This window comes from Streptomyces virginiae, assembly GCF_041432505.1.
Lineage (GTDB): Bacteria > Actinomycetota > Actinomycetes > Streptomycetales > Streptomycetaceae > Streptomyces > Streptomyces virginiae_A.
Genome location: NZ_CP107871.1, coordinates 4,523,149 through 4,544,269 on the forward strand (window position 1 = coordinate 4,523,149; position 21,121 = coordinate 4,544,269).

The following is a 21,121-nucleotide window of genomic DNA, read 5'->3' on the forward strand; positions in this document are numbered from 1 at the left end:
GCATGACAGCAATCGAGCGGTCCCGCACTGTGGCGGTCGTCGGCGCCGGCACCATGGGACAGGGCATCGCCCAGGTCGCCCTTCTCGCAGGTCACCGCGTGCTGATCTACGACATCAACGCCGCGCTCGCCGCCGACGGCGTCGGTTTCGTCCAGGACCGGGTCGAGCGGATGGCCGCCAAGGGCCGGCTGGACCGCGCCGAGGCGGAGGAAGCGATCGGCCGGATCGCCGCGGCCGGCGACCTCACGGACCTCGCCGAGGCCGCCCTCGTCATCGAGGCGGTGGTCGAGAACGTCACCGTGAAGCAGACGCTCTTCGCCGCCCTCGAAGAGGTGGTCGCGCCGGACGCGCTGCTGGCGACCAACACCTCCTCCCTCTCCGTCACCGAGCTCGGCGCCTCTCTCGCGCACCCCGGCCGCTTCCTCGGCCTGCACTTCTTCAACCCGGCCCCGCTGCTCCCGCTCGTCGAGGTGGTCAGCGGTTTCGCGACCGACCCGGCCGCCGCCGAGCTCGCGTACCGCACCGTCCTCGACTGGGGGAAGACGCCGGTCCGCTGCGCCGACACCCCCGGGTTCATCGTCAACCGGATCGCCCGCCCCTTCTACGCCGAGGCCTTCGCGGTGTACGAGGAGCAGGGCGCCGACCCGGCCACCATCGACGCCGTGCTCCGCGAGAGCGGCGGCTTCAAGATGGGCCCCTTCCAGCTGACCGACCTGATCGGCCAGGACGTCAACGAGGCCGTGACCCGCTCGGTGTGGGAGTCCTTCTTCCGCAGCCCGAAGTTCACCCCCTCCTTGGCCCAGCGCCGCCTCGTCCAGTCGGGCCGCCTCGGCCGCAAGAGCGGGCACGGCTGGTACCCGTACGGTCCGGACGCCGAGCCCGCGCTGCCGCACACCGCCGCGCCCGAGGAGGCCCCGGCGAAGGTCACCGTCGTCGGTGACCTCGGGCCCGCCGCCGACCTGGTGGACCTGCTGGAGGAGGCCGGGATCGCGGTCGTGGCCACCGAGCAGGGCGGCCCGTACATCCAGCTGCCCGGCGAGGGCCAGCTGGTCCTCGCGGACGGCAAGACCTCCGTGGAGTTCGCGGACGTCGTCTACTTCGACCTCGCGCTGGACTACCGCGGCGCCACCCGCATCGCGCTCTCCGCGAGCGCGGACACCGGTGAGCGGACCCTCGCCGAGGCGATCGGCCTCTTCCAGAAGCTGGGCAAGCAGGTCTCCGTGATCGGCGACGTCCCCGGCATGATCGTCGCACGGACCGTCGCCATGCTGATCGACCTCACGGCCGACGCCGTCGCCCGTGGCGCGGCCTCCGCCGAGGACATCGACACGGCGATGCGGCTCGGCGTCAACTACCCGGTGGGGCCGACCGAATGGCACGACCGGCTCGGCCAGGACTGGGCCTACGACCTGCTGCACAACCTCGACGAACGCGTCCCCGGCGGCCGCTACGCGCCCTCCCTCGCCCTGTTCAAACTGGGCTACGAGGACGGCGACGAAGCCGGCGACGACGGCGACCAGGCCGACCAGGGCGACACGGGCGACACGGGGGAGAACGAATGACGACGGCCAAGCGGGACACTTACACCCCCGAGACCCTGCTGTCCGTGGCCGTCCAGGTCTTCAACGAGCGCGGCTACGACGGCACCTCCATGGAGCACCTCTCCAAGGCCGCGGGCATCTCGAAGTCCTCGATCTATCACCACGTCGCGGGCAAGGAGGAACTGCTGCGGCGCGCCGTCAGCCGCGCCCTGGACGGGCTCTTCGGGATCCTGGACGAGCCGGGCGCGGTACGCGGCCGGGCGGTCGAGCGCGTCGAGTACGTCACGCGCCGCACGGTCGAGGTCCTGGTCGGCGAGCTGCCGTACGTCACGCTGCTGCTGCGCGTGCGCGGCAACACCCGCACCGAGCGCTGGGCGCTGGAGCGCCGCCGCGAGTTCGACCACCAGGTCGCGGACCTGCTGAAGGCCGCCGCGGCGGAGGGCGACCTGCGGGCCGACGTGGACATACGCCTGGCCACCCGGCTGCTCTTCGGCATGGTCAACTCCCTGGTCGAGTGGTACCGCCCGCACTCGGGCACAGGCATCGACCAGCTCGCGGACTCGGTCGTCCACATGGCCTTCGACGGCCTGCGCACCACCCCCCACCCGCCGACCTCCTGACCCGCGCCGCACCCCGGCCGGCCGGGGTGCGAGCATGCCGCATGAGCACCTTCCTCCCCTCCCTCACCGAACGCCGCTCCCCCTGGGTCACCTTCACCCGCGCCGGCGATCCCTGGGTGGCGCGGGCGGAGGCCGACCTGCTCGCGCGGGACGGGCTGGTGCTGCGGATCGCCGGCGGCGAACTGGACACGGAGGCCTGCCTCTACCGGACCTTCGCCCGTGAGCTGGGCTTCCTCGGCTACTTCGGCCACAACTGGGACGCGATGGTCGACTGCCTCGGCGACTGGCACGGCCCCGGGCACGGCAAGCAGGACGTCGCCGTGATCATCGACGCCGCCGACGACCTGCTCGGCGCGGACTTCCTCGGGGTCTTCGTCTCCACCCTGGCCCGGGGCGCGTGGCGGGCGAACTTCATGGTCGACGCGGACGGGGACCCGGACGAGTGGCGAGATCCCTTCGCCCTGCACTTCGTCCTCCTGCTGGACCGCACCGAGCCCGCCGCGTTCGCCCGGAAGGTCGTGTCCTGGGACGAGGACCTGCGCGAGGCGGTGGTCGACGGGCGGCTGCTCGTCACCCTGACCGACGTCGACTGGCCCGGCGGTGACCCGGTGTGGCCGCCGGTCGACGGGCCCCGGGCCCCGGCGGCCAGAATTCCCGCGTAGCGCGTTCGGCCCAGCGCGGGCCTACTCCTCCGCGATCGTCGGACCGCTCCCCGGGCCCGGGGAGAGGAGATCCGTTTCCTCGAAGACCAGCAGGGTGCGCGTCGAGAGGACCTCCGGGATGGCCTGGAGCCGGGTCAGGACCAGCTCGCGCAGGGTCCGGTTGTCCGGGGTGTGCACCAGCAGCAGGACGTCGAAATCGCCGCTGACCAGCGCGATGTGCGCCGCGCCCGGGAGCTCGCGCAGCTGCTCGCGGACCGTGCGCCAGGAGTTCTGGACGATCTTCAAGGTGATGTAGGCGGACGCGCCCTGACCCGCGCGCTCGTGGTTGACGCGCGCCGTGAACCCGCGGATCACCCCGTCGTCGATGAGCCGGTTGATCCGGGCGTAGGCGTTCGCCCGTGAGACGTGCACCTGCTCCGCCACCGACCGTATCGACGCCCGGCCGTCCGCCTGGAGCAGCCGCATGATCGACCGGTCGATCGGATCCAGGGGGCGGGGTGCGACGGGCGGGCCTGATGTGGCTCCCGGGGCGCCCCCCGGCGTCGCCGGTGCGGAACCCGTTCCGGCCATTTGTTCATCCGGCATTGCCCGATGCCTCCCTCTCCTGGACGTCCTGCATCCATCCCAGGGCCCCGGCGCCCGTTTGTCCACAGCCTGGAGCCGCCTGTAGCCAAATTGCGCGGACAACCGAACAATCGGTAGGTGAGGGGCCTCACATCCGGGGCACCCCCTGCCCGCTTCCCACGAGGAGGTGTACGCCGCCATGACGGTCCAAGAGCTGCCCGGTGCCGGTGCGTCCCACCGTTCCACCCAGCCGCCCGCCTGGAGCCCCCGTACGGACGCCGCTCCGCTGCTTCCGGACCCCGAGCCCTACCGGGTACTGGGCACCGAGGCGGCGGACCGGCTCGACCCGGAGCTGATGCGCCGCTACTACGCCGAGCTGGTGCGCGGCCGGCGCTACAACGCCCAGGCCACGGCGCTCACCAAGCAGGGCCGGCTCGCCGTGTACCCCTCCACCGTCGGCCAGGAGGCCTGCGAGATCGCGGCCGCACTGGTCCTGGAGGACCAGGACTGGCTGTTCCCGAGCTACCGCGACACCCTGGCGGCCGTGGCGCGCGGACTGGACCCCGTCCAGGCGCTGACCCTGCTGCGCGGCGACTGGCACACCGGATACGACCCGCGTGAGCACCGCATAGCCCCGCTCTCGACCCCGCTCGCCACCCAGCTGCCGCACGCGGTGGGCCTGGCGCACGCGGCCCGACTGCGCGGCGACGACGTCGTCGCGCTCGCCATGGTCGGCGACGGCGGCACCAGCGAGGGCGACTTCCACGAGGCGCTGAACTTCGCCGCCGTCTGGCAGGCCCCGGTCGTCTTCCTCGTGCAGAACAACGGCTTCGCGATATCCGTCCCGCTCGCCAAGCAGACCGCCGCCCCCACCCTCGCCCACAAGGCCGTGGGGTACGGGATGCCCGGCCGGCTCGTCGACGGCAACGACATCGCCGCCATGCACGAGGTGCTGACCGAGGCGGTCCGGCGGGCCCGGTCCGGTGGTGGCCCGACCCTCATCGAGGCCGTCACGTACCGGATGGAGGCCCACACGAACGCCGACGACGCGACCCGCTACCGCGGTGACGCCGAGGTCGAGGCCTGGAAGGCACACGACCCGGTCGACCTGCTGGAGCGTGAGCTGACCGCCCGCGGGATCATCGACGAAGCGGCGATCCAGGCGGTGCGCGAGGACGCCGAGGTGATGGCCGCGGCGCTCCGCGAGGGGATGAACGCGGACCCGGTGGTGGACCCGATGGACCTGTTCGCGCACGTGTACGCGGAGCAGACGGACCGCCTGCGGGAGCAGGCGGCCATGCTGCGCGCAGAGCTGGAAGCCGAGGACCAGGCGTGACGACGGTGGCGGCGGCGAAGTCCGCGAAGACGGGGGCCAAGCCCGCGACGATGGCGCAGGCGCTCACCCGCGCGATGCGCGACGCGATGGCCGAGGACCCGACGGTCCACGTCATGGGCGAGGACGTCGGGACGCTGGGCGGGGTCTTCCGGATCACGGACGGCCTCGCGAAGGAGTTCGGCGAGGAGCGCTGCACGGACACCCCCCTCGCCGAGGCGGGCATCCTGGGCGCGGCGGTCGGCATGGCCATGTACGGGCTGCGGCCGGTGGTGGAGATGCAGTTCGACGCCTTCGCCTACCCGGCGTTCGAGCAGCTGATCTCGCACGTGGCGAAGATGCGCAACCGCACCCGCGGCGCGATGCCGCTGCCGATCACCATCCGCGTGCCCTACGGCGGCGGGATCGGCGGTGTGGAGCACCACTGCGACTCCTCCGAGGCGTACTACGTGGCCACGCCCGGCCTGACGGTGGTCACCCCGGCGACGGTCGAGGACGCGTACGGGCTGCTGCGCGCGTCGATCGCGAGCGACGACCCGGTGGTCTTCCTGGAGCCCAAGCGGCTCTACTGGTCGAAGGCCGACTGGCGTCCCGAGGCGCCGACGGTCGTTCCCGGCATCGGCAAGGCGCTGGTCCGGCGCGCCGGCACGAGCGCGACCTTGATCACCTACGGACCCTCGCTCCCGGTGTGCCTGGAGGCGGCCGAGGCGGCGCGCGAGGAGGGCTGGGACCTGGAGGTCGTCGACCTGCGCTCCCTCGTCCCCTTCGACGAGCAGACGGTCGTGGAGTCCGTACGTCGCACCGGTCGCGCGGTGGTGGTCCACGAGGCCGGCGGCTTCGGCGGACCGGGCGCGGAGATCGCCGCCCGTGTCACCGAGCGCTGCTTCCACCACCTGGAGGCGCCGGTGCTGCGGGTGACGGGCTTCGACATCCCCTACCCGCCGCCGATGCTGGAGAAGCACCACCTGCCGGGTGTGGACCGGATCCTGGACACCGTGGCACGCCTGCAGTGGGAGAACTGATGCCGCAGGTAATGGAATTCAAGCTTCCCGATCTCGGGGAGGGCCTGACCGAGGCCGAGATCGTCCGCTGGCTGGTCGCGGTGGGCGATGTCGTCGCCATCGACCAGCCGGTGGTCGAGGTCGAGACGGCCAAGGCGATGGTGGAGGTTCCGTGCCCCTACGGCGGTGTCGTCACCGCCCGTTTCGGGGAGGAGGGCACGGAACTGCCCGTCGGAGCACCGCTGATCACCGTGGCGGTGGGGGCGTCGTCGCTCCCGGAGGCCCCGGCCGCGCAGGCGGCCGAGGCCGAGGGCTCCGGCAACGTGCCCCGACCCCTGATCGGTTACGGCGAGGACCACTCGCGCCCGGCGCGTCGGCGACGGGTGCGACCCGTCACCGCCGCGGTCTCGGCGCCCGTCGTGGTGGCCCCGGTCGCCCCGGCCGCCCCGGTGGTGTCCGCCGGTCCGGTGCCCGTGATCTCGCCGCTGGTGCGCAAGCTGGCCAAGGACGGCGGGGTCGACCTGCGCGCACTGAAGGGGTCGGGGCCCGAGGGGCTGATCCTGCGGGCCGACGTCGAGGCGGCGCTGGCCGCGCTGCGGGCGCCCGAGCCGGCCCCGGCCGCCCCGGTGGCCCCGGCGGTGGCGGCGCAGGGCGAGCGGATCCCGCTCAAGGGCGTGCGTGGTGCGGTCGCCGAGAAGCTGTCGCGCAGCCGCCGGGAGATCCCGGACGCCACCTGCTGGGTCGACGCCGACGCCACCGAGCTGATGGCCGCCCGGGCCGCGATGAACGCGGTGGGCGGGCCCAAGATCTCGGTGCTCGCGCTGCTGGCCCGGATCTGCACGGCCGCGCTGGCCAAGTACCCGGAGCTCAACTCCACCGTGGACCTGGCGGCCAAGGAGATCGTCCGGCTCCCGTCGGTGCACCTGGGCTTCGCCGCGCAGACCGAGCGGGGCCTGGTGGTGCCGGTGGTCCGGGACGCGCAGCACCGCAACCCGGAGTCCCTGTCGGCGGAGTTCGCCCGGCTGACGGAGCTCGCCCGGGCCGGGAAGCTGGCTCCGGCCGATCTGACCGGCGGCACCTTCACCCTGAACAACTACGGGGTGTTCGGGGTCGACGGCTCCACGCCGATCATCAACCACCCCGAGGCGGCGATGCTGGGCGTGGGCCGGATCATCGACAAGCCCTGGGTGCACGAGGGTCAGCTGGCGGTCCGCAAGGTCGTCCAGCTGTCGCTGACCTTCGACCACCGGGTCTGCGACGGCGGCACGGCGGGCGGCTTCCTGCGCTACGTGGCCGACTGCGTCGAATCCCCGGCGGTCCTGCTGCGCAGCCTGTAGCTCGGCGCGGCCGGATGTCCTGGGGCTCCGCCCCGGACCCCGCGCCTCAAACGCCGGCGGGGCTGAATTTCAGCCCGTCCGGCGTTTGAGGACCGGGGGTCCGGGGGCGGAGCCCCGCAGCGGCGCCGCGCCCGGCTCTCACACCGTGAGCAGCAGCTTGCCCACGTGGCTGCTGGACTCCAGCACGCGGTGGGCCTCGGCCGCCTCGGCCATCGGGAACGTCGCGTGGACCACCGGGCGGATCCGTCCGGCGGCCAGCAGCGGCCACACGTGCTCGCGTACGGCGGCGACGATGGCCGCCTTCTCCTCCAGCGGGCGGGCCCGCAGCGAGGTGGCGGTGATCGCCGCCCGCTTGGCCAGCAGCGCGCCGAGGTTCAGCTCGGCCTTCACCCCGCCCTGGAGCCCGATCACCGCGAGCCGCCCGTTCACGGCCAGCGCGTCCACGTTCCGGGCGAGGTACTTGGCGCCCATGATGTCCAGGATCACGTCCGCCCCGGCCCCGCCCGTCGCCTCGCGCAGCTCGGCCACGAAGTCCTGCTCGCGGTAGTCGATCAGGATGTCCGCGCCCAGCTCCTTGCAGCGCGCCAGCTTCTCCGGGCCGCCCGCCGTCACGGCGACCGTCGCGCCCACCGCCTTCGCCAGCTGGATCGCCATCGTCCCGATCCCACTGGACCCGCCGTGCACCAGCAAGGTCTCGCCGGGCCGCAGTCCGGCCACCATGAAGACGTTGGACCACACCGTCGTGACGACCTCGGGCAGTGCGGCCGCCGTCACCAGGTCCACGCCCGCCGGGACCGGCAGCAACTGGCCCGCCGGCACGGCCACCCGCTCCGCGTAGCCGCCGCCGGCCAGCAGGGCGCACACCTCGTCGCCCACGGACCAGCCGGAGACCCCCGGCCCCAACGCGGCGATCCGCCCGGAGCACTCCAGCCCCGGATGGCGCGAGGCGCCGGGCGGCGGATCGTAGAACCCCTGTCGCTGGAGTACGTCGGCGCGGTTCACGGCGCTCGCCGCGACCTCGACGAGGACCTCGCCCTCGCCGGGCACCGGATCGGGTACGTCGGCCCAGACGAGGGCCTCGGGGCCGCCGGGCTGCTCGATGGTGATCGCATGCATGGCCCGGAGGCTACGCCACGGCGCGGCTACTCGGCAGGACCCAGCCGCACGGCGGGCGACGTGGGCGGTACCGCCCGCACGATGGTGATGAGACGGTCCGTCAGCTGGATCGGGCTCGCGTGCGGGTCGTCGTACGCGAGCAGCCGGTGTCCGCGCAGCACGCTCACCACCAGGTCCTCGGTGTCCCGTACCGACTTGCCGACCTCGGCCTTGCGGGCGGGGCGTTCGATGAGGTCGAGCCCGCTGCCCTGCTGGATCAGGTCCTCCATCACGGTGCCCGCGCTCGGACTGAGCACCGACAGGCCCAGCAGTCGACCGGCCGCGCTCGCGCTCGTGATGACGGCATCGGCCCCGGACTGGCGCAGCAGCGGGGCGTTCTCCTCCTCGCGCACCGCCGCGACGATCTTCGCCCCGCGGTTGAGCTGCCGGGCGGTCAGGGTGACCAGGACCGCCGTGTCGTCCCGCTGGGTGGCGATGACGATCTGACGGGCTTTCTGCAGCTCGGCGCGGAGCAGGACGTCGGAGCGGGTGGCGTCGCCGACCACGCCGGTGAACCCCTCCGCGTTGGCCGTGTCGATCACCTTGGCGCTGGGGTCGACGATGACGACCTGTTCCTTGGAGAGGCCGGTGGCCAGCAGCGTCAGAAGGGCCGAACGGCCCTTCGTGCCGAAGCCGACGACGACCGTGTGCTCACGCAAGTTCTTCCTCCAGCGCTTGAGCCGCCACTCTTCCCTCGTCCGTTCCGTCAGGACTTCCAGGGTGGTACCGACCAGGATGATCAGGAACAGCACGCGCAGGGGCGTGATCACCAGAATGTTGATCAGGCGTGCGCTGTCGCTGTACGGCACGATGTCGCCGTAGCCGGTCGTGGACAGCGTCACCGTCGCGTAGTAGAAGCAGTCGAGGAGATCGACCTGCTCGTTGGCGTTGTCGTGGTAGCCGCCCCGGTCCAGCCACACGACGAACACCGTGAGGAAGAGCACGAACAGGGCCATCAGCAGACGCTTGCCGACCTGGCTCAGCGGAGCCTCGACGACGCGTCTGGGCAGCTTGATGCGCCGGGAGACGAGTTTCTCGTCGGCGCCGCGGGCCATGGAGTCCTGGCCGTGCAGTTTCACGTGAAACATCCTCCAGAAGCCCAGGGCAGATCGAGAATCTCCAGTTCCTGTCCGGACCGCGCGCCTTTGGGCGGTACGACGGCCAGCGCGTCGGCGGCGGCCACACCCCGCAGCATCGCAGGTCCGTGGTAGCGCAGCGGCACCGCGTGCTCGTCGCTCAGCAGGACCGGCACCAGCCGCGTGTCGTACGGGTGGCCGGGTACGTCGCCCTGCACCGGCGCCGTGTAGCGGGGGCGCCTGCGGCGGCCGGCGAGGGCACGCAGCAGCGGTTCGGCGAGGGTCAGCAGCCCGGAGACGGCGGCCAGCGGGTTTCCGGGCAGCCCGACGACATGGCGCACCGCCGATCCCTCGGGCGTCCCGGCCCCGACGCGGGCCAGCAGCATGGGGTGCCCGGGGCGCACCGCCACCCCGTCGACCAGCAGTTCGGCGCCGGCCTCGCGCAGTACCGGGTGGACGTGGTCGACGGGTCCGGCGGCGGTGCCGCCCGTGGTGACGAGGACATCGGCGGTGCTGGTGGTGACCGCCTCCAGCAGGGCCGCGGCCCCCGCCGGGTCGTCGCCGAGCCGCCGTGTGCCGATGACCTCGGCGCCGAGGCGGTCGATCCAGGGCCCGAGCATCGGGCTGAGGGCGTCGCGGACCAGACCCTCGTGCGGGAGGCCCTCGGTGAGCAACTCGTCGCCGAGGACGAGGATCTCCACGCGCGGGCGCGGCCGGGTGGTCAGCTCGTCGTACCCGGCGGCCGCGGCGAGTCCCAGGACGGCCGGGGTGACCAGGGAGCCGGCGGGCAGCAGCAGGTCGCCGGAGCGGCACTCCTGGCCCCGCGGGCGGATGTCCTGGCCGGTGAGGACGGGCCGGTCGGCGAAGAGCTGGGCGCCGGCCTCGCGGCAGTGCTCGCTGCGGATGACGGCGGTGGCGTCGGCGGGGATCCGGGCGCCGGTGGCGATCCGTACGGCCTCGCCGTCCGTCAGGGGCTCCGGTCGCTCGGAGCCGGCCAGGACACCGCCGCCGGCGCGCACACTCCAGGGGCCGGGGCCCGCGACGGCCCAGCCGTCCATGGCCGAGGTGTCGAAGGACGGCAGGTCGGTGAGCGCGTCCAAGGGGGCGGCCAGTACCTCGCCGAGGGCGGCCGCGAGGGGCACCCGGTGGGTACGGGGCCGCACCCCGTTCCCGGCGCGGGCGGCGGTGTCCCGGGCCCGCTGCCAGCCGGTCGCGCGGTGGGCGCCCGTGCCGCCGCCGCCCGCAGGGGCCGAGCGATCGCCGGCGCCGCCTTCGGGGACGCGACTGACCAGCGCCAGGGCCTCGTCGAGGGCCTGCTCGGCGGAGTTCGTGGGGGTCATCCGGAGCCGTTCTGTTCGGCGGAGTCGGCCGCTGCCTCGTCGGCCCAGCGCAGCGCCAGGTCGGCCGCCTTGCGGGAGGCCTCGGCGACGGCTTGGGCGGGGTCGGCGCCGGTGGCGGCGGCGTGGGCGGCCGCGTAGCCGACCAGGAAGGTGGTCAGGGGGGCGGCGGGCCGGGCGACGCCGTGGGCGGCGTCCCGGGCGAGGTCGAGCAGGGCCTTGGTGTCGACGGTGAGGTCGATGCCCAGCTCGCTCTTGACGGCGGTGATCCATTGCTCCAGCACGCTTCCATGCTCCCTGATCCGGGCGCGGGCGGCGGCGAGATCGTCCCAGGTGTCGCAGTCGAAGGAGGCGAGTGGCCGGGAGGTGACGCGGGCGAGGTCCAGTTCGGCGGTGAGCGCGCGCAGCGGGAGACCGGTGAGGGTGCCGTGCTCGGCGGCGAGCAGGGCGATCTCGCGGCGCAGCGGCTCGGCCCGATAGGCGGCGACCAGCGGCTGGTCCCGGCCGTCGGGGTCCCGCAGCATCGCCCCGTCCCTGCCGGGGGCCGCGTCCCTGCCGGGGGCCGTGGGCGCGGACGGGGCCGTCAGCAGGGCCCGTACGGTCTCCCGGTCGAGGAAGGGCAGGTCGGCGGAGAGTACGAGGACCAGCTCGGCGGTGGTCCGGCGCAGCCCGGCGTCCAGTGCGGCCACGGGGCCGCCGCCGGGCGGGTCCTCGCGGGTCCAGTGGACCGGGCGCGCGGTGGCGCGGCGATCGCCGACGACGACGGTGGTCCGGGCGTCCGGGCAGGCGTCGAGGACGCGGTCGAGGAGTGCGCGGCCGCCGACGCTCAGCGCGGGCTTGTCGGCCCCGCCGAGTCGCCGAGCGGCGCCGCCGGCCAGCACGATCGCGTCGTAGCTCATGCCCTTGAGTATGCGGCGGCCATGTCCCCGGCCGGGAGCCGGACCTGGCGGACCGTGGGTGCCGCGGCGTGGCCGGATGCCGGGTGCGGCGCCGTTCCCGGGGGCGCTGCCCCCGGACCCCCGCGCCTCAAACGCCGGCGAGGCTGAAACAGCGGCTCGGGTGCCGGTGGGGGTGAGGGAGCGCCTCAAACGCCGGCGAGGCTGAAACAGCGCGCCGGCGAGGCTGAAAGAGCGTGCTGGCGGGGCTGAGGGGGGCGACGCGGAAGCGGGTCCGGGCCTCGCCGTGGGGCGGGGGCCGGACCCGCAGTGCGCTGGTCGCCGGAGGGCTAGAGGTAGGGGCCCGAGCGGATCGCCCCGTGGCCGCCGTCCTCGTCGTCGTCGTGCGGCCCGCCCGGCGGGAGGGCACGGCGCATCTGCTCCAACTGGGCCCGCGCCGCCATCTGCTGTGCGAACAGGGCCGTCTGGATGCCGTGGAAGAGGCCTTCCAGCCAGCCCACCAACTGGGCCTGGGCGATCCGCAGTTCGGCCTCGGAGGGGATGGCCTCCTCGGTGAACGGAAGGGACAGGCGCTCCAGTTCCTCCACGAGCTCCGGGGCCAGGCCGTCCTCCAGCTCCTTGACGGAGGCGGCATGGATGTCCTTGAGCCGGACCCGGCTCGCCTCGTCGAGAGGCGCGGCACGTACCTCTTCCAGGAGTTGCTTGATCATGCTGCCGATCCGCATGACCTTGGCGGGCTGTTCGACCATTTCCGTCACCGGGACCTCGCGCGACTCGTCATCGGCGTCGCCGACCGCCGTCCCGTCCTGTCCCACGATCAGGACGTGCGGGGGGCTGTCCTGCGACCGTTCACTCCTCGGCATCTCCATGCCGTCATTCTCTCGCACACCTCCGTACTCACACGGTGTGCCCCCGTACAGTCGTGATCCACCCTGTACGGGGGCACCAGCCTGGTACCGGTTCCGGGCCTCGGAGCTACCCGGCGGCCCGGCGGGCCAGTGCGCCGCTGGAGCGGGTGACCAGGGCCGCCAGCAGGGCCGCGCCCAGCGGTACCACGACGAGCAGCCCGCCGAGGGTCTCCCACGGGACGGAGATCGGCACGAACGGCACCGCTTCCGTCACCGGCGTGAAGCCCTGCTCGATCGACTCCAGGCGGAGCGTCTCCGCCACCCGCTGCTCCGTCAGGCGCAGGCCGATGGCGGGCAGGATTCCGGCGGCCGAGCCCAGGACGACGCCCATCACGGCGACCACCCCGCACTGGAAGCCGCTCAGCGTCCGCCGGACCCGCGGCGCGGCGCCCACCGCGGCCAGCGTCTTCAGGTCGGCCTCGGCGTCGGCCTGGGCCAGCCCGGTGGCGATGCCGGCCGCGCCGATGGTGACGATCCCCGCGAAGATGGCGAGGGCGAGCATGGCGAGGCTGTTGTCGCCCTCGTAGCCCTTCTCGATGCGCAGGGAGGTGTCCAGGCCCATCCGGTCGATCTCCCCGTCCAGCTTCTGGCGCTGCTCGCTGGTCGGGATCCCGTCGAGGCTGAAGTACGAGCCCACGGGCGCGGTGGCCAGTCCGGCGGCCTTGGCCGCCGAGGGCGGCAGGATCAGCTCGACGCCCCAGCCCACGACCGAGTCGGGTACCTGGTGGACGGGGAGGACCTTGTCCTCACCGGGCGTCTCGTCGTAGTGCCCGCGCATGATGTCGTTCTCCCCCGGGTCGGTGATGACCCGCAGGGTGAGCTTGCCGTCCTTGATCTGGCGCTTGTCGAAGGAGACGGCCTGACCGGCCTTGAGGGCGGCCACGGAGCCCGGGTCGGTGACCGCGAGCACGCTCAGCACCTTCTCGTCGCCGACGAGGACGGGGTACTGCGTGCCGTACCGGGACTCCTGGCAGCGCCAGTCCTGGCGCAGTTCCTTCTGCCGCTCCAGCGGGAACGATTCGCCGCCCTTGGGGTCCTCGTAGAGCGGGCAGCGCTGCTCCTTGGGCGTGATGACCTCGACACGGCCGCAGCCGGGTTCCGAGGCGAAGGACTCGCAGCTGGGCTTGCCGACGACGAGCCGCTCGAAGTCCGCCCGCTGCGTCAGCGGCAGCTGCTTGGAGAGGGTCTCGCGCAGGGCGGGCACCTGCTTGTACTCGCTGTTCTCGTGGGCCGTCAGCACCCCGGTGCCGTGCGGCAGGTCGGCCCGATACTCCTGGCGCATCTGGACGTCGTTGCTCCGCTCGTACGTCGCGACGGCGACGGTTCCGGCGACGGCGGCCAGGACGGCGGCCACGGCGGGGGCCGTACGCCCGCGGTTGCGCACGGCGTCGCGCAGCGCGAGCCGCGGCGACAGCGGCAGCCACCGGCCGAGCCGGCCGAACAGGCCGACCAGGACCGGGGTGAGGGCGACGATGCCGAGTTCCGCGAGGGCGCTGCCGCCCGCCACGACGGTGCTGCCGAGCCGCGAGGTGGTGCCGTAGAGGGCGATCGCGGCGCCGGCGGCGACGGCGATCAGGCCGAGGACGGGCAGCACCCGGTTGGCCTTGCGGATGCCGCGACGGCCGGTCAGCGAGGCCAGCACGGTCTGCCGGGAGGCGGTGACGGCGGGGACGATCGCGGCGAGCAGGCCGGTGATCACGGCGAGCAGGGCGATGCCGGCCAGTTCCAGGGGGCGGAAGTCGAAGCCACCGAAGCGGCTGCCGAGGGTCCCCTCCAGCACCGGCCGCAGGAGGACGGTGAGCAGGACGCCGATGACGGTTCCGGTCACGGCGGCGACAGCGCCGAGGACCAGGCCGCCGGAGAGCACGATGGAGCGGATGTGGCGCCGGTCTCCGCCGTTGGCGCCGACCAGGCCGAGCTGGCGGCGCGAGCGGCGGGCGCCGACCGCGAAGGCCGGTCCGGCGAGCAGGCAGATCTCCAGCATGGCCAGGCCCGCGACAGTGGCCAGGATGGCCATCTGGACGACCCTGTTGCCGTCGCGCTCGAACATGGCCTTCGGCTCGTCCCGGTAGAGCGGGACCTCGGAGTCGGCGGGCGGGTCGAGGATGACGGCGCGCGAGATGACGACCAGGCCCTTGGCGTTGGCCGCCTTGACGGCGTCCCAGGTGACACCCGCGCCGCCGACCTTGACCAGGTAGGTGTCGTCGGGGGACACCGCGCGGCCGCCGGTGTCCGCCACCGCCTTGTTCAGCGGGGCGATCAGCGTCCCGGGCGGGGCGATGATCTGCGGGCGTTCCAGTTCGTCCGGCAGCTCGTAGGCGCCGACGATCTTGTACGGGGAGGTGGCGCCGCGCGGGGTGACCGACGAGCCGACGAACAGGCCGGAGTCCCTCAGGAAGGCCTGGGTGGCGATGACTTCGCCCGAGCTCTCGGGCAGTCGGCCGCGGTCGAGCGTGATCAGGCCCTTCACCAGCGGGCTGTGCGTGTCGAGTTCGCGCAGGTGGGTGTCGAGCAGCCCGTGCGTGGTGCGGACCTTGGCGTAGCCGCCGGTGTCCTTGAGGACCTGGGCCCCGGGCGGGAGCGCGGCCTCCACCGGTGCCGGCTTCTCCCGCGGGGACTTCGAGGGGTCGAAGTTCTTGTAGCCGCCGACGGGCGCGGAGGATTTGCCGTCGGGGCTCTGGTTGATGGCCCCGGACATGTACGAGGTGTTCACCCGGGCGTCGGCGGCGCCGAGCATCCGGGTGAGCGACTGCTCGGGGGAGAGTTCGGCGCTGCGCAGCGTGAGGTCGGCGGCGCTCACCCCGATGATCGGCAGGGCGAGCATCGCGAGGACGAGGGCGCTGCGGCCCTTGGCGCGCCAGGCGTCGCGGCGGGCTATGCGCAGGGCCGCGATCCAGGAGTGGTACCAGCCTTGGAGCGGAGAGGTCACTGGCCGGCCGCCTGCCCGGAGAGGAGCGAGTCGGCGTGGCTGCGCAGGGTCTCGTCGACCACGCTGCCGTCGCGCAGGAAGACCACGCGGTCGGCCCAGGCGGCGAACCGCGGCTCGTGCGTGACGAGGATCCCGGCCGCGCCCGCGTCGCAGCGGGCGCGCAGCAGGGCGAGGACGGACTCGCCGGTCTCGGAGTCGAGGGCGCCGGTCGGCTCGTCGGCGAGGACCAGGCGGCGGTCGCCCACGAGGGCGCGGGCGATGGCCACGCGCTGCTGCTGGCCGCCGGACATCTCGTCGGGGAAGCGGTCGGCGAGCTGACCGAGGCCCATCTCCTCCAGCGCGGCGACCGCGGAGGCGCGGGCCTTGCGGGCGGAGATCCCGTCGAGTTCCCGGGGCAGTGCCACGTTCTCGGCGGCGGTGAGGGCCGGTATCAGGTTGTAGTCCTGGAAGACGTACCCGATGCTGCGGCGGCGCAGGGCGGCCAGCTGCTTGCGGCTCGCGGTGGTGATGTCGGTGCCCTCGACGATCACCCGGCCGCTGCTCGGGGTGTCGAGGCCGCCGGCGAGGGTGAGCAGCGTGGACTTGCCGGAGCCGGAGGGGCCCATGACGGCGACGAGTTCGCCGGGGAACACGGAGAGGTTGATCCCCCGCAGGGCGTGCACCTCGGTGGCGCCGCTGCCGTGCGTGCGGACGAGTTGGTCCAACTGCAGTACGGGCCGCTGGGACTGGGGCTGGTCAGGCATGGAGTGTCCCCCCTGGAACGGTGGTTCAGCCACGACGCGTACGAGCGGTACGCCAGGGCCGGTCGGTGGTGGGCGGGGCCGGGGTCTCGGCCGCGGCGGCCTGGGGTGGTTCGGCTTCGGCGGCTCTCCGGTCGGCCGGCAGGGAGAGCCGGACCAGCCGGGCTTCGCAGTGGTCCAGCCAGCGGGCCTCGGCCTCGGTCTGGAAGATCAGCTGTTCCAGGACGAGCAGCCAGGCCACGTCGTCGCGCTCGTGGGACCGGCCGCTCTCGACCGCGGCGAGCGCCGTGGCCTTGAGCCGGGTGTAGTCCTGCATCGCCTTGATCGTGGCGTGGCGCTGGGACTGGATGACGGCGCGGATGTCCACGCCGGGCGCGCCCACGGCCATGGCGAGCTTGATGGACAGCTCGTCGCGGGGTGGGTTGGCCCGGTCCACGGGGCGCTCGTACCACTGGAGCAGCTCGGTGCGCCCGGCGTCGGTGATGGCGTAGAGGGTGTGGCCGGCGGCGTCCTCGCCGTCGGGTGCGACGAGGCCGTCCCGTTCGAGACGGGCGAGGGTCGTGTACACCTGCCCGACGTTGAGCGGCCAGGTGGAGCCGGTGCGGGATTCGAACTCGGTGCGTAGCTGGGAGCCGTACCGAGGACCCCGTTCCAGCAGGGCGAGTAGCCCGTGACGGATCGACATACTCGGTATGTATACCGAGTATGTTCACTCCCTGCAACCATCCTGAGGTGTACGCCTCAGGGGGGACGCCCGCCCGGAACGGACCGGCAGTCGGCCCGGAGCGGGCCCCGGTCAGGTGGTCCGGGTGCCTCAGATCCCGCGGCGCAGGCGCACTCCGAGGTAGCCGAGGCCCAGGCCCATCAGGGCGAATCCGGTGCCGAGCGGCAGTATGTGCGCGGCCAGGTCGGCGGCCCGGTCGTTGGTCCCGGTGCCGAGGGCGGTGACCACCGACGGCGGGGGGAGCGGGGCGGTGATGTCGTCGGTGCCGCGGCTGATGGTCGGTCGGGGGGAGGGTTCGGTGTGCGGGCGGACCGGCGCCCTGGGTCGGGAGGCCACCACCAGCTCCGGGTTGGCGGGCTCGCCCACCGGTCGCCCGGGGTGCTCGCGGCCGACGCCGGCGAGGCTGCCGGCCAGTTCCTCGTAGGGGACGTCGGGTGGGACGGAAGAGGCGGGCGAGGCGGGCGCCGCGACGTGCCGGGACGGGGCGAGGAAGGGGCCGGCGTAGGCGGAGGCGGTGGGCGCGAGGGAGGCGGCCGCGAGGGCCGCGCAGGCCAGCCAGTGCGGCGGGCGGAAGCCTTGGATCACGGGGAGCCCCTCCCGTCCCGAGCCACGAGCTGCTCGCTGCGCGTCAGAGATATGCGCCCAGATTTACATAGTGGGGCAAAAGCGGCATCCCGGACGCCCCATAAGGGTGCCCGGGATGCCGGTGTGTCGGACCGCGGCCCTGCCGCGCCGCCGTGCGGCGGTGTCCTTCGCGCTATTCGGGGTTGCCGGTCGACACGGTCAGCGTGAACTCCGTGCCTTCCTTGTCGATCTTGTCCCCGGCGGCCGGAGTCTGGAACAGCACCGTGTCCTTGCCGTACACGGCTTCGTCCTTCGTCTCGATCTTGTACCTGCCGCCCGAGGCCTGGATGCACTCCTTCACCGAGAGCAGGTTCTTGTACTTGAAGTCCGGCGCCATGTACTTGCCGGACTCGCTGTAGTGCTTCACCGGCTCCGTGCACTTCTTCGGGTCGATCGTGCGCGTGGTGTCGGGCCCCTTGAACCCGGCCTTGGCGGAGGCGCCGGCGGACGTGGAGGCCCCCGGGTCCGCGGTCGTCCCCTTGTCCTTGTCGCCGTCCATCGAGAGCGCCGCGATCAGACCGCCGACGGCCAGCAACGCCACCGCGATCGCGCCCACGAGCACCGGCATGTTCCGCTTGCCGCCACCGGACCCCGAGGTCGTGGCCGCCGTGGACGGGGAGATCGTGTACGGCGGCGGGGTCTGGGGCGCGTACTGCTGCGGCGCCGGCGTGTGCGGGTAGGCGTAGCCACCCTGCGCGTGCTGCTGCGGGGCCGGCGTCGGCGCGTAGGGGGTCGGCGTCGGGGTGTGCGGAGCCTGGTAGGGCTGCTGCACCGACTGCGGGGGCGCCTGGTACCCGGACTCCACCGGCGGGAACACGGCCGAGGCCACGCCCGCGCCGCTGCTCAGGGGAGCCTGGCCCTGGACGATGACCGGCGCACCGGTCTGCCCGGAGCCCAGCACCCGCGCGACCTCGTCGCCCATGGCCGCGGCCGTGGGGAAGCGCTCGTTCGGGTTCTTCTTCAGGGCCCGCGCCACCAGCGCGTCCATCGCCGGGGTCAGCGACCGGTTCACGGAGGACGGGGCGACCGGCTCCTCCTGCACGTGGGCGTACGCGATGGCCAGCGGCGAGTCCGCGTCGAAGGGGATGCGTCCGGTCAGCAGCTGGAAGAGCATGATGCCGACGGAGTAGAGGTCGGAACGGGCGTCGACCCCGCGCCCCAGCGCCTGCTCGGGCGAGAGGTACTGGGGGGTGCCGACGACCATGCCGGTCTGCGTCATCGAGGTGACCCCCGACTGCATGGCGCGGGCGATGCCGAAGTCCATCACCTTGACCACGCCACGCTTGTTCACCATGACGTTGCCGGGCTTGATGTCGCGGTGGACGAGCCCCATCTCGTGGCTGGTCTCCAGCGCGGCCAGCACATCGGCCGTCACCTTCAGCGCCTTGTCGGCCGGCATGGCCCCGTACTGGCGGATGTCCTCCTCCAGCACCGAGCCCAGCGGCCGGCCCTCCACGTACTCCATGACGATGTACGGCATCACCGCGCCGTCACCCGCGGCGGCGCCGCCGAACGTCACTTCGCCCTCGCCCGTATCGAATACCGAGACGATGTTCGTGTGCGACAGTTTCGCTACAGCCTGGGCCTCGCGGCGGAACCGTTCGCGGAAGGACTGCTCGCGGCCGAGGTCGCTGTGCAGCGTCTTGATGGCGACCTGTCGGTCGAGGGCCGAGTCGTACGCCAGGTACACGGACGCCATGCCGCCCGCACCGAGCAAGTCCCTTAGCTGGTAACGGCCACCGGCCAGAGAGCCGCCCGCGTACTGGCCCTGAGTGCCGTCCTGGCTCATGACTGTTGCTTCCCCTCGGGATGTGTCCCCACGCCGCTGGCCGGGCGCATTGGCGCCCAGTCTGCCGCAGGGCAAGCACACGTCAAGCCAGGTGCCCGTTCCGTGACCACACGTGCACAGGCGGCCTTGTCCGAACGGTGACCGGTTCCGAGGCTGTAGCGTTCACCGGAGCACCGACGAAGAGGACGACCGCTGAGCGGCGACCGAGAGATACGACGGCGAGGACTGATGGCACCCGAACCCGATGGAAACGGCGCCGGGATGACCGATGGTCCTGAGCACTGGGGCGCCGGCGGCCTGGTGGGAGACGGCCGTTACCGGATGACGCACCGGCTGGGCCGCGGCGGCATGGCCGAGGTGTTCGCGGCCGAGGACGTCCGCCTGGGCCGCACGGTCGCCGTGAAGCTGCTGCGCGCGGACCTCGCCGAGGACCCGGTGTCCAAGGCCCGCTTCACGCGCGAGGCGCAGTCCGTCGCCGGACTCAACCACCACGCCGTCGTCGCCGTGTACGACTCGGGCGAGGACAAGGTCGGTCCGAACACCGTCCCGTACATCGTCATGGAGCTCGTCGAGGGCCGCACCATCCGCGACCTCCTGCTCAGTGCCGAGGCCCCGGGCCCCGAGCAGGCGCTCATCATCACCTCGGGCGTGCTCGAAGCCCTCGCGTACTCGCACCAGCACGGCATCGTGCACCGCGACATCAAGCCCGCGAACGTCATCATCACCGAGACCGGCGCGGTCAAGGTGATGGACTTCGGCATCGCCCGCGCCCTGCACGGCGCCCAGTCGACGATGACCCAGACCGGCATGGTCATGGGCACCCCGCAGTACCTGTCGCCCGAGCAGGCCCTCGGCAAGGCCGTCGACCACCGCTCCGACCTGTACGCGACCGGCTGTCTGCTCTACGAACTGCTCGCGCTGCGTCCCCCGTTCACCGGTGAGACCCCGCTGTCGGTGGTCTACCAGCACGTCCAGGACGCGCCGGTGCCGCCCTCGCAGCTGCCGGAGGGTCGCCACCTCCCGCAGGAGCTCGACGGCCTGGTCATGCGCTCCCTCGCCAAGGACCCGGACGACCGGTTCCAGAGCGCCGAGGAGATGCGCGGGCTGGTCCAGTACGCGCTCCAGATGCTGCACGACCAAGGGGCGAACACCGGCACCTGGGGCACCGGTCCGGTCACCATGACCCTGCCGCACGGGCGGGGCGGGGCCTCCGCCACCACGGCCATGCCCCTGCCCGCGAACGGCGCCCAGCAGCAGTACGGGGCGCACGCCTCGACCTCGCAGTTCCAGCAGCCGATGGTGCCGTCGCTGAACCCGGACGACGGCTCGGCCTTCCCCGGCGGCCACGGCCAGGCCGGCAACGGCGGCTACGACGGATACGACGCCTACGAGGAACGCGGCGGCAGCCGCTGGAAGGGCTGGCTGTTCGCGGTCCTCGCGATCGTGGCGGTCATGGGCGGCGTGGCCTACGCCGTCAACACCGTGGGCCAGGGCGACAAGAAGAAGCCGGAGACCACCCAGAGCACCCCGGGCGGTCAGCCGAGCCAGTCCTCGGCCCCGAACGTCACCCAGCCGCCGCAGACGCAGGACAACACCCCGTCCACCAACGACAATTCGCCCGCGCCGACCCGTAGCCGGCAGCAGAGCTTCAGCCCGACGCCGACGCCCACCGCGACGCACTCGCCGACGGGCACGGCATCGCCGAGCGCCTCGTCGTCGGGGAAGCCCTCGACGACTCCCTCGACGAGCCCGTCGACGAAGCCGTCGACGAAGCCCACGGACGGCGGCGCCGGTGGCGGGGGCGCCGGCGGCCCCGGCGGGGGCGGCGCCACCGACTCGGAGGAGTGAGACGGATACGGGGACGGGCCCGGCGGAATTGATTCCG

At 73.0% G+C, this 21,121-nt stretch carries 18 protein-coding genes; 7 read left to right on the forward strand and 11 right to left on the reverse strand.

Annotation, left to right across the window (positions count from 1 at the left end):
* Positions 1–2: 2 nt before the first annotated feature.
* Genes OG624_RS21110 through OG624_RS21120 form a run of 3 tightly spaced genes read left to right on the forward strand, consistent with a single transcriptional unit; the run spans position 3 to position 2,823 of the window.
* The gene (locus OG624_RS21110) at positions 3–1,562 is read left to right on the forward strand and encodes a 3-hydroxyacyl-CoA dehydrogenase (RefSeq protein ID WP_051762407.1); all 1,560 of its coding nucleotides are present in this window, start codon (positions 3–5) and stop codon (positions 1,560–1,562) included.
* The gene (locus OG624_RS21115; protein WP_033214832.1) at positions 1,559–2,161 is read left to right on the forward strand and encodes a TetR/AcrR family transcriptional regulator; all 603 of its coding nucleotides are present in this window, start codon (positions 1,559–1,561) and stop codon (positions 2,159–2,161) included. Before OG624_RS21110 ends, OG624_RS21115 begins: the two co-directional genes overlap by 4 nt.
* A gap of 41 nt (positions 2,162–2,202) precedes the next feature.
* Complete coding sequence (locus OG624_RS21120; RefSeq protein ID WP_051762405.1) at positions 2,203–2,823, forward strand: barstar family protein; 621 nt, start codon at positions 2,203–2,205, stop codon at positions 2,821–2,823.
* 21 nt (positions 2,824–2,844) lie between these two features.
* Here the strand turns inward: OG624_RS21120 and OG624_RS21125 are convergent, their stop codons facing one another.
* Positions 2,845–3,408, reverse strand: a complete 564-nt coding sequence (locus tag OG624_RS21125) for an Lrp/AsnC family transcriptional regulator (RefSeq protein ID WP_371588120.1) — start codon at positions 3,406–3,408, stop codon at positions 2,845–2,847.
* 178 nt (positions 3,409–3,586) lie between these two features.
* On the opposite strand from OG624_RS21125, the gene pdhA reads away from it, so the two are divergent.
* From pdhA to OG624_RS21140, 3 genes are read left to right on the forward strand one after another with little or no spacing between them, the layout of a single operon-like run.
* Positions 3,587–4,723: a pyruvate dehydrogenase (acetyl-transferring) E1 component subunit alpha gene (gene pdhA / locus OG624_RS21130; RefSeq protein WP_030755153.1), complete on the forward strand. Its 1,137-nt coding sequence runs from the start codon at positions 3,587–3,589 to the stop codon at positions 4,721–4,723.
* Positions 4,724–4,773: 50 nt separating this feature from the next.
* The gene (locus OG624_RS21135; RefSeq protein WP_202508004.1) at positions 4,774–5,742 is read left to right on the forward strand and encodes an alpha-ketoacid dehydrogenase subunit beta; all 969 of its coding nucleotides are present in this window, start codon (positions 4,774–4,776) and stop codon (positions 5,740–5,742) included.
* Positions 5,742–7,058: a dihydrolipoamide acetyltransferase family protein gene (locus tag OG624_RS21140; protein WP_033214824.1), complete on the forward strand. Its 1,317-nt coding sequence runs from the start codon at positions 5,742–5,744 to the stop codon at positions 7,056–7,058. Before OG624_RS21135 ends, OG624_RS21140 begins: the two co-directional genes overlap by 1 nt.
* 138 nt (positions 7,059–7,196) lie before the next feature.
* Here OG624_RS21140 and OG624_RS21145 read toward each other — a convergent pair whose 3' ends face one another.
* From OG624_RS21145 to OG624_RS21190, 10 genes are all read right to left on the reverse strand, one after another.
* The gene (locus tag OG624_RS21145; protein WP_033214821.1) at positions 7,197–8,174 is read right to left on the reverse strand and encodes an NAD(P)H-quinone oxidoreductase; all 978 of its coding nucleotides are present in this window, start codon (positions 8,172–8,174) and stop codon (positions 7,197–7,199) included.
* Positions 8,175–8,200: 26 nt separating this feature from the next.
* Positions 8,201–9,301: a potassium channel family protein gene (locus OG624_RS21150; protein ID WP_078908957.1), complete on the reverse strand. Its 1,101-nt coding sequence runs from the start codon at positions 9,299–9,301 to the stop codon at positions 8,201–8,203.
* Positions 9,289–10,629 carry a molybdopterin molybdotransferase MoeA gene (locus tag OG624_RS21155; RefSeq protein ID WP_033214817.1) on the reverse strand — a complete coding sequence of 447 codons (1,341 nt, stop codon included), beginning with the start codon at positions 10,627–10,629 and terminating at the stop codon, positions 9,289–9,291. The genes OG624_RS21150 and OG624_RS21155 overlap by 13 nt, the downstream gene beginning before the upstream one ends.
* Positions 10,626–11,525 carry an NTP transferase domain-containing protein gene (locus OG624_RS21160; RefSeq protein ID WP_033214816.1) on the reverse strand — a complete coding sequence of 300 codons (900 nt, stop codon included), beginning with the start codon at positions 11,523–11,525 and terminating at the stop codon, positions 10,626–10,628. The genes OG624_RS21155 and OG624_RS21160 overlap by 4 nt, the downstream gene beginning before the upstream one ends.
* Positions 11,526–11,851: 326 nt before the next feature.
* Entirely contained in the window at positions 11,852–12,391 is a 540-nt protein-coding gene (locus OG624_RS21165) for a bacterial proteasome activator family protein (RefSeq protein ID WP_030014634.1), read from the reverse strand.
* Positions 12,392–12,497: 106 nt separating this feature from the next.
* Positions 12,498–15,254: an ABC transporter permease gene (locus tag OG624_RS21170; RefSeq protein WP_244290635.1), complete on the reverse strand. Its 2,757-nt coding sequence runs from the start codon at positions 15,252–15,254 to the stop codon at positions 12,498–12,500.
* Between the two features lie 101 nt (positions 15,255–15,355).
* Complete coding sequence (locus tag OG624_RS21175; protein WP_033214814.1) at positions 15,356–16,102, reverse strand: ABC transporter ATP-binding protein; 747 nt, start codon at positions 16,100–16,102, stop codon at positions 15,356–15,358.
* A gap of 25 nt (positions 16,103–16,127) precedes the next feature.
* On the reverse strand, positions 16,128–16,784 hold the full coding sequence (locus OG624_RS21180) for a PadR family transcriptional regulator (protein WP_033214813.1): 657 nt from the start codon (positions 16,782–16,784) through the stop codon (positions 16,128–16,130).
* A 129-nt stretch (positions 16,785–16,913) separates the two neighbouring features.
* Positions 16,914–17,408, reverse strand: a complete 495-nt coding sequence (locus OG624_RS21185; RefSeq protein ID WP_326748508.1) for a hypothetical protein — start codon at positions 17,406–17,408, stop codon at positions 16,914–16,916.
* Positions 17,409–17,580: 172 nt separating this feature from the next.
* The gene (locus tag OG624_RS21190; RefSeq protein ID WP_033214809.1) at positions 17,581–19,236 is read right to left on the reverse strand and encodes a protein kinase domain-containing protein; all 1,656 of its coding nucleotides are present in this window, start codon (positions 19,234–19,236) and stop codon (positions 17,581–17,583) included.
* 228 nt (positions 19,237–19,464) lie between these two features.
* Here OG624_RS21190 and OG624_RS21195 point away from each other — a divergent pair, with 228 nt between their 5' ends.
* Positions 19,465–21,084, forward strand: coding sequence for a protein kinase domain-containing protein (locus OG624_RS21195; RefSeq protein WP_033214807.1), 1,620 nt, complete (start codon positions 19,465–19,467; stop codon positions 21,082–21,084).
* The last annotated feature ends 37 nt before the right edge of the window (positions 21,085–21,121 follow it).

Coding starts and splice junctions, on each gene's coding strand:
- OG624_RS21110 (WP_051762407.1), top strand. CDS start 3: ATGACAGCAATCGAGCGGTCCCGCACTGTGGCGGTCGTCGGCGCCGGC.
- OG624_RS21115 (WP_033214832.1), top strand. CDS start 1,559: ATGACGACGGCCAAGCGGGACACTTACACCCCCGAGACCCTGCTGTCC.
- OG624_RS21120 (WP_051762405.1), top strand. CDS start 2,203: ATGAGCACCTTCCTCCCCTCCCTCACCGAACGCCGCTCCCCCTGGGTC.
- OG624_RS21125 (WP_371588120.1), bottom strand. CDS start 3,408: ATGCCGGATGAACAAATGGCCGGAACGGGTTCCGCACCGGCGACGCCG.
- pdhA (WP_030755153.1), top strand. CDS start 3,587: ATGACGGTCCAAGAGCTGCCCGGTGCCGGTGCGTCCCACCGTTCCACC.
- OG624_RS21135 (WP_202508004.1), top strand. CDS start 4,774: ATGGCGCAGGCGCTCACCCGCGCGATGCGCGACGCGATGGCCGAGGAC.
- OG624_RS21140 (WP_033214824.1), top strand. CDS start 5,742: ATGCCGCAGGTAATGGAATTCAAGCTTCCCGATCTCGGGGAGGGCCTG.
- OG624_RS21145 (WP_033214821.1), bottom strand. CDS start 8,174: ATGCATGCGATCACCATCGAGCAGCCCGGCGGCCCCGAGGCCCTCGTC.
- OG624_RS21150 (WP_078908957.1), bottom strand. CDS start 9,301: ATGTTTCACGTGAAACTGCACGGCCAGGACTCCATGGCCCGCGGCGCC.
- OG624_RS21155 (WP_033214817.1), bottom strand. CDS start 10,629: ATGACCCCCACGAACTCCGCCGAGCAGGCCCTCGACGAGGCCCTGGCG.
- OG624_RS21160 (WP_033214816.1), bottom strand. CDS start 11,525: ATGAGCTACGACGCGATCGTGCTGGCCGGCGGCGCCGCTCGGCGACTC.
- OG624_RS21165 (WP_030014634.1), bottom strand. CDS start 12,391: ATGGAGATGCCGAGGAGTGAACGGTCGCAGGACAGCCCCCCGCACGTC.
- OG624_RS21170 (WP_244290635.1), bottom strand. CDS start 15,254: ATGCTCGCCCTGCCGATCATCGGGGTGAGCGCCGCCGACCTCACGCTG.
- OG624_RS21175 (WP_033214814.1), bottom strand. CDS start 16,102: ATGCCTGACCAGCCCCAGTCCCAGCGGCCCGTACTGCAGTTGGACCAA.
- OG624_RS21180 (WP_033214813.1), bottom strand. CDS start 16,784: ATGTCGATCCGTCACGGGCTACTCGCCCTGCTGGAACGGGGTCCTCGG.
- OG624_RS21190 (WP_033214809.1), bottom strand. CDS start 19,236: ATGAGCCAGGACGGCACTCAGGGCCAGTACGCGGGCGGCTCTCTGGCC.
- OG624_RS21195 (WP_033214807.1), top strand. CDS start 19,465: ATGGCACCCGAACCCGATGGAAACGGCGCCGGGATGACCGATGGTCCT.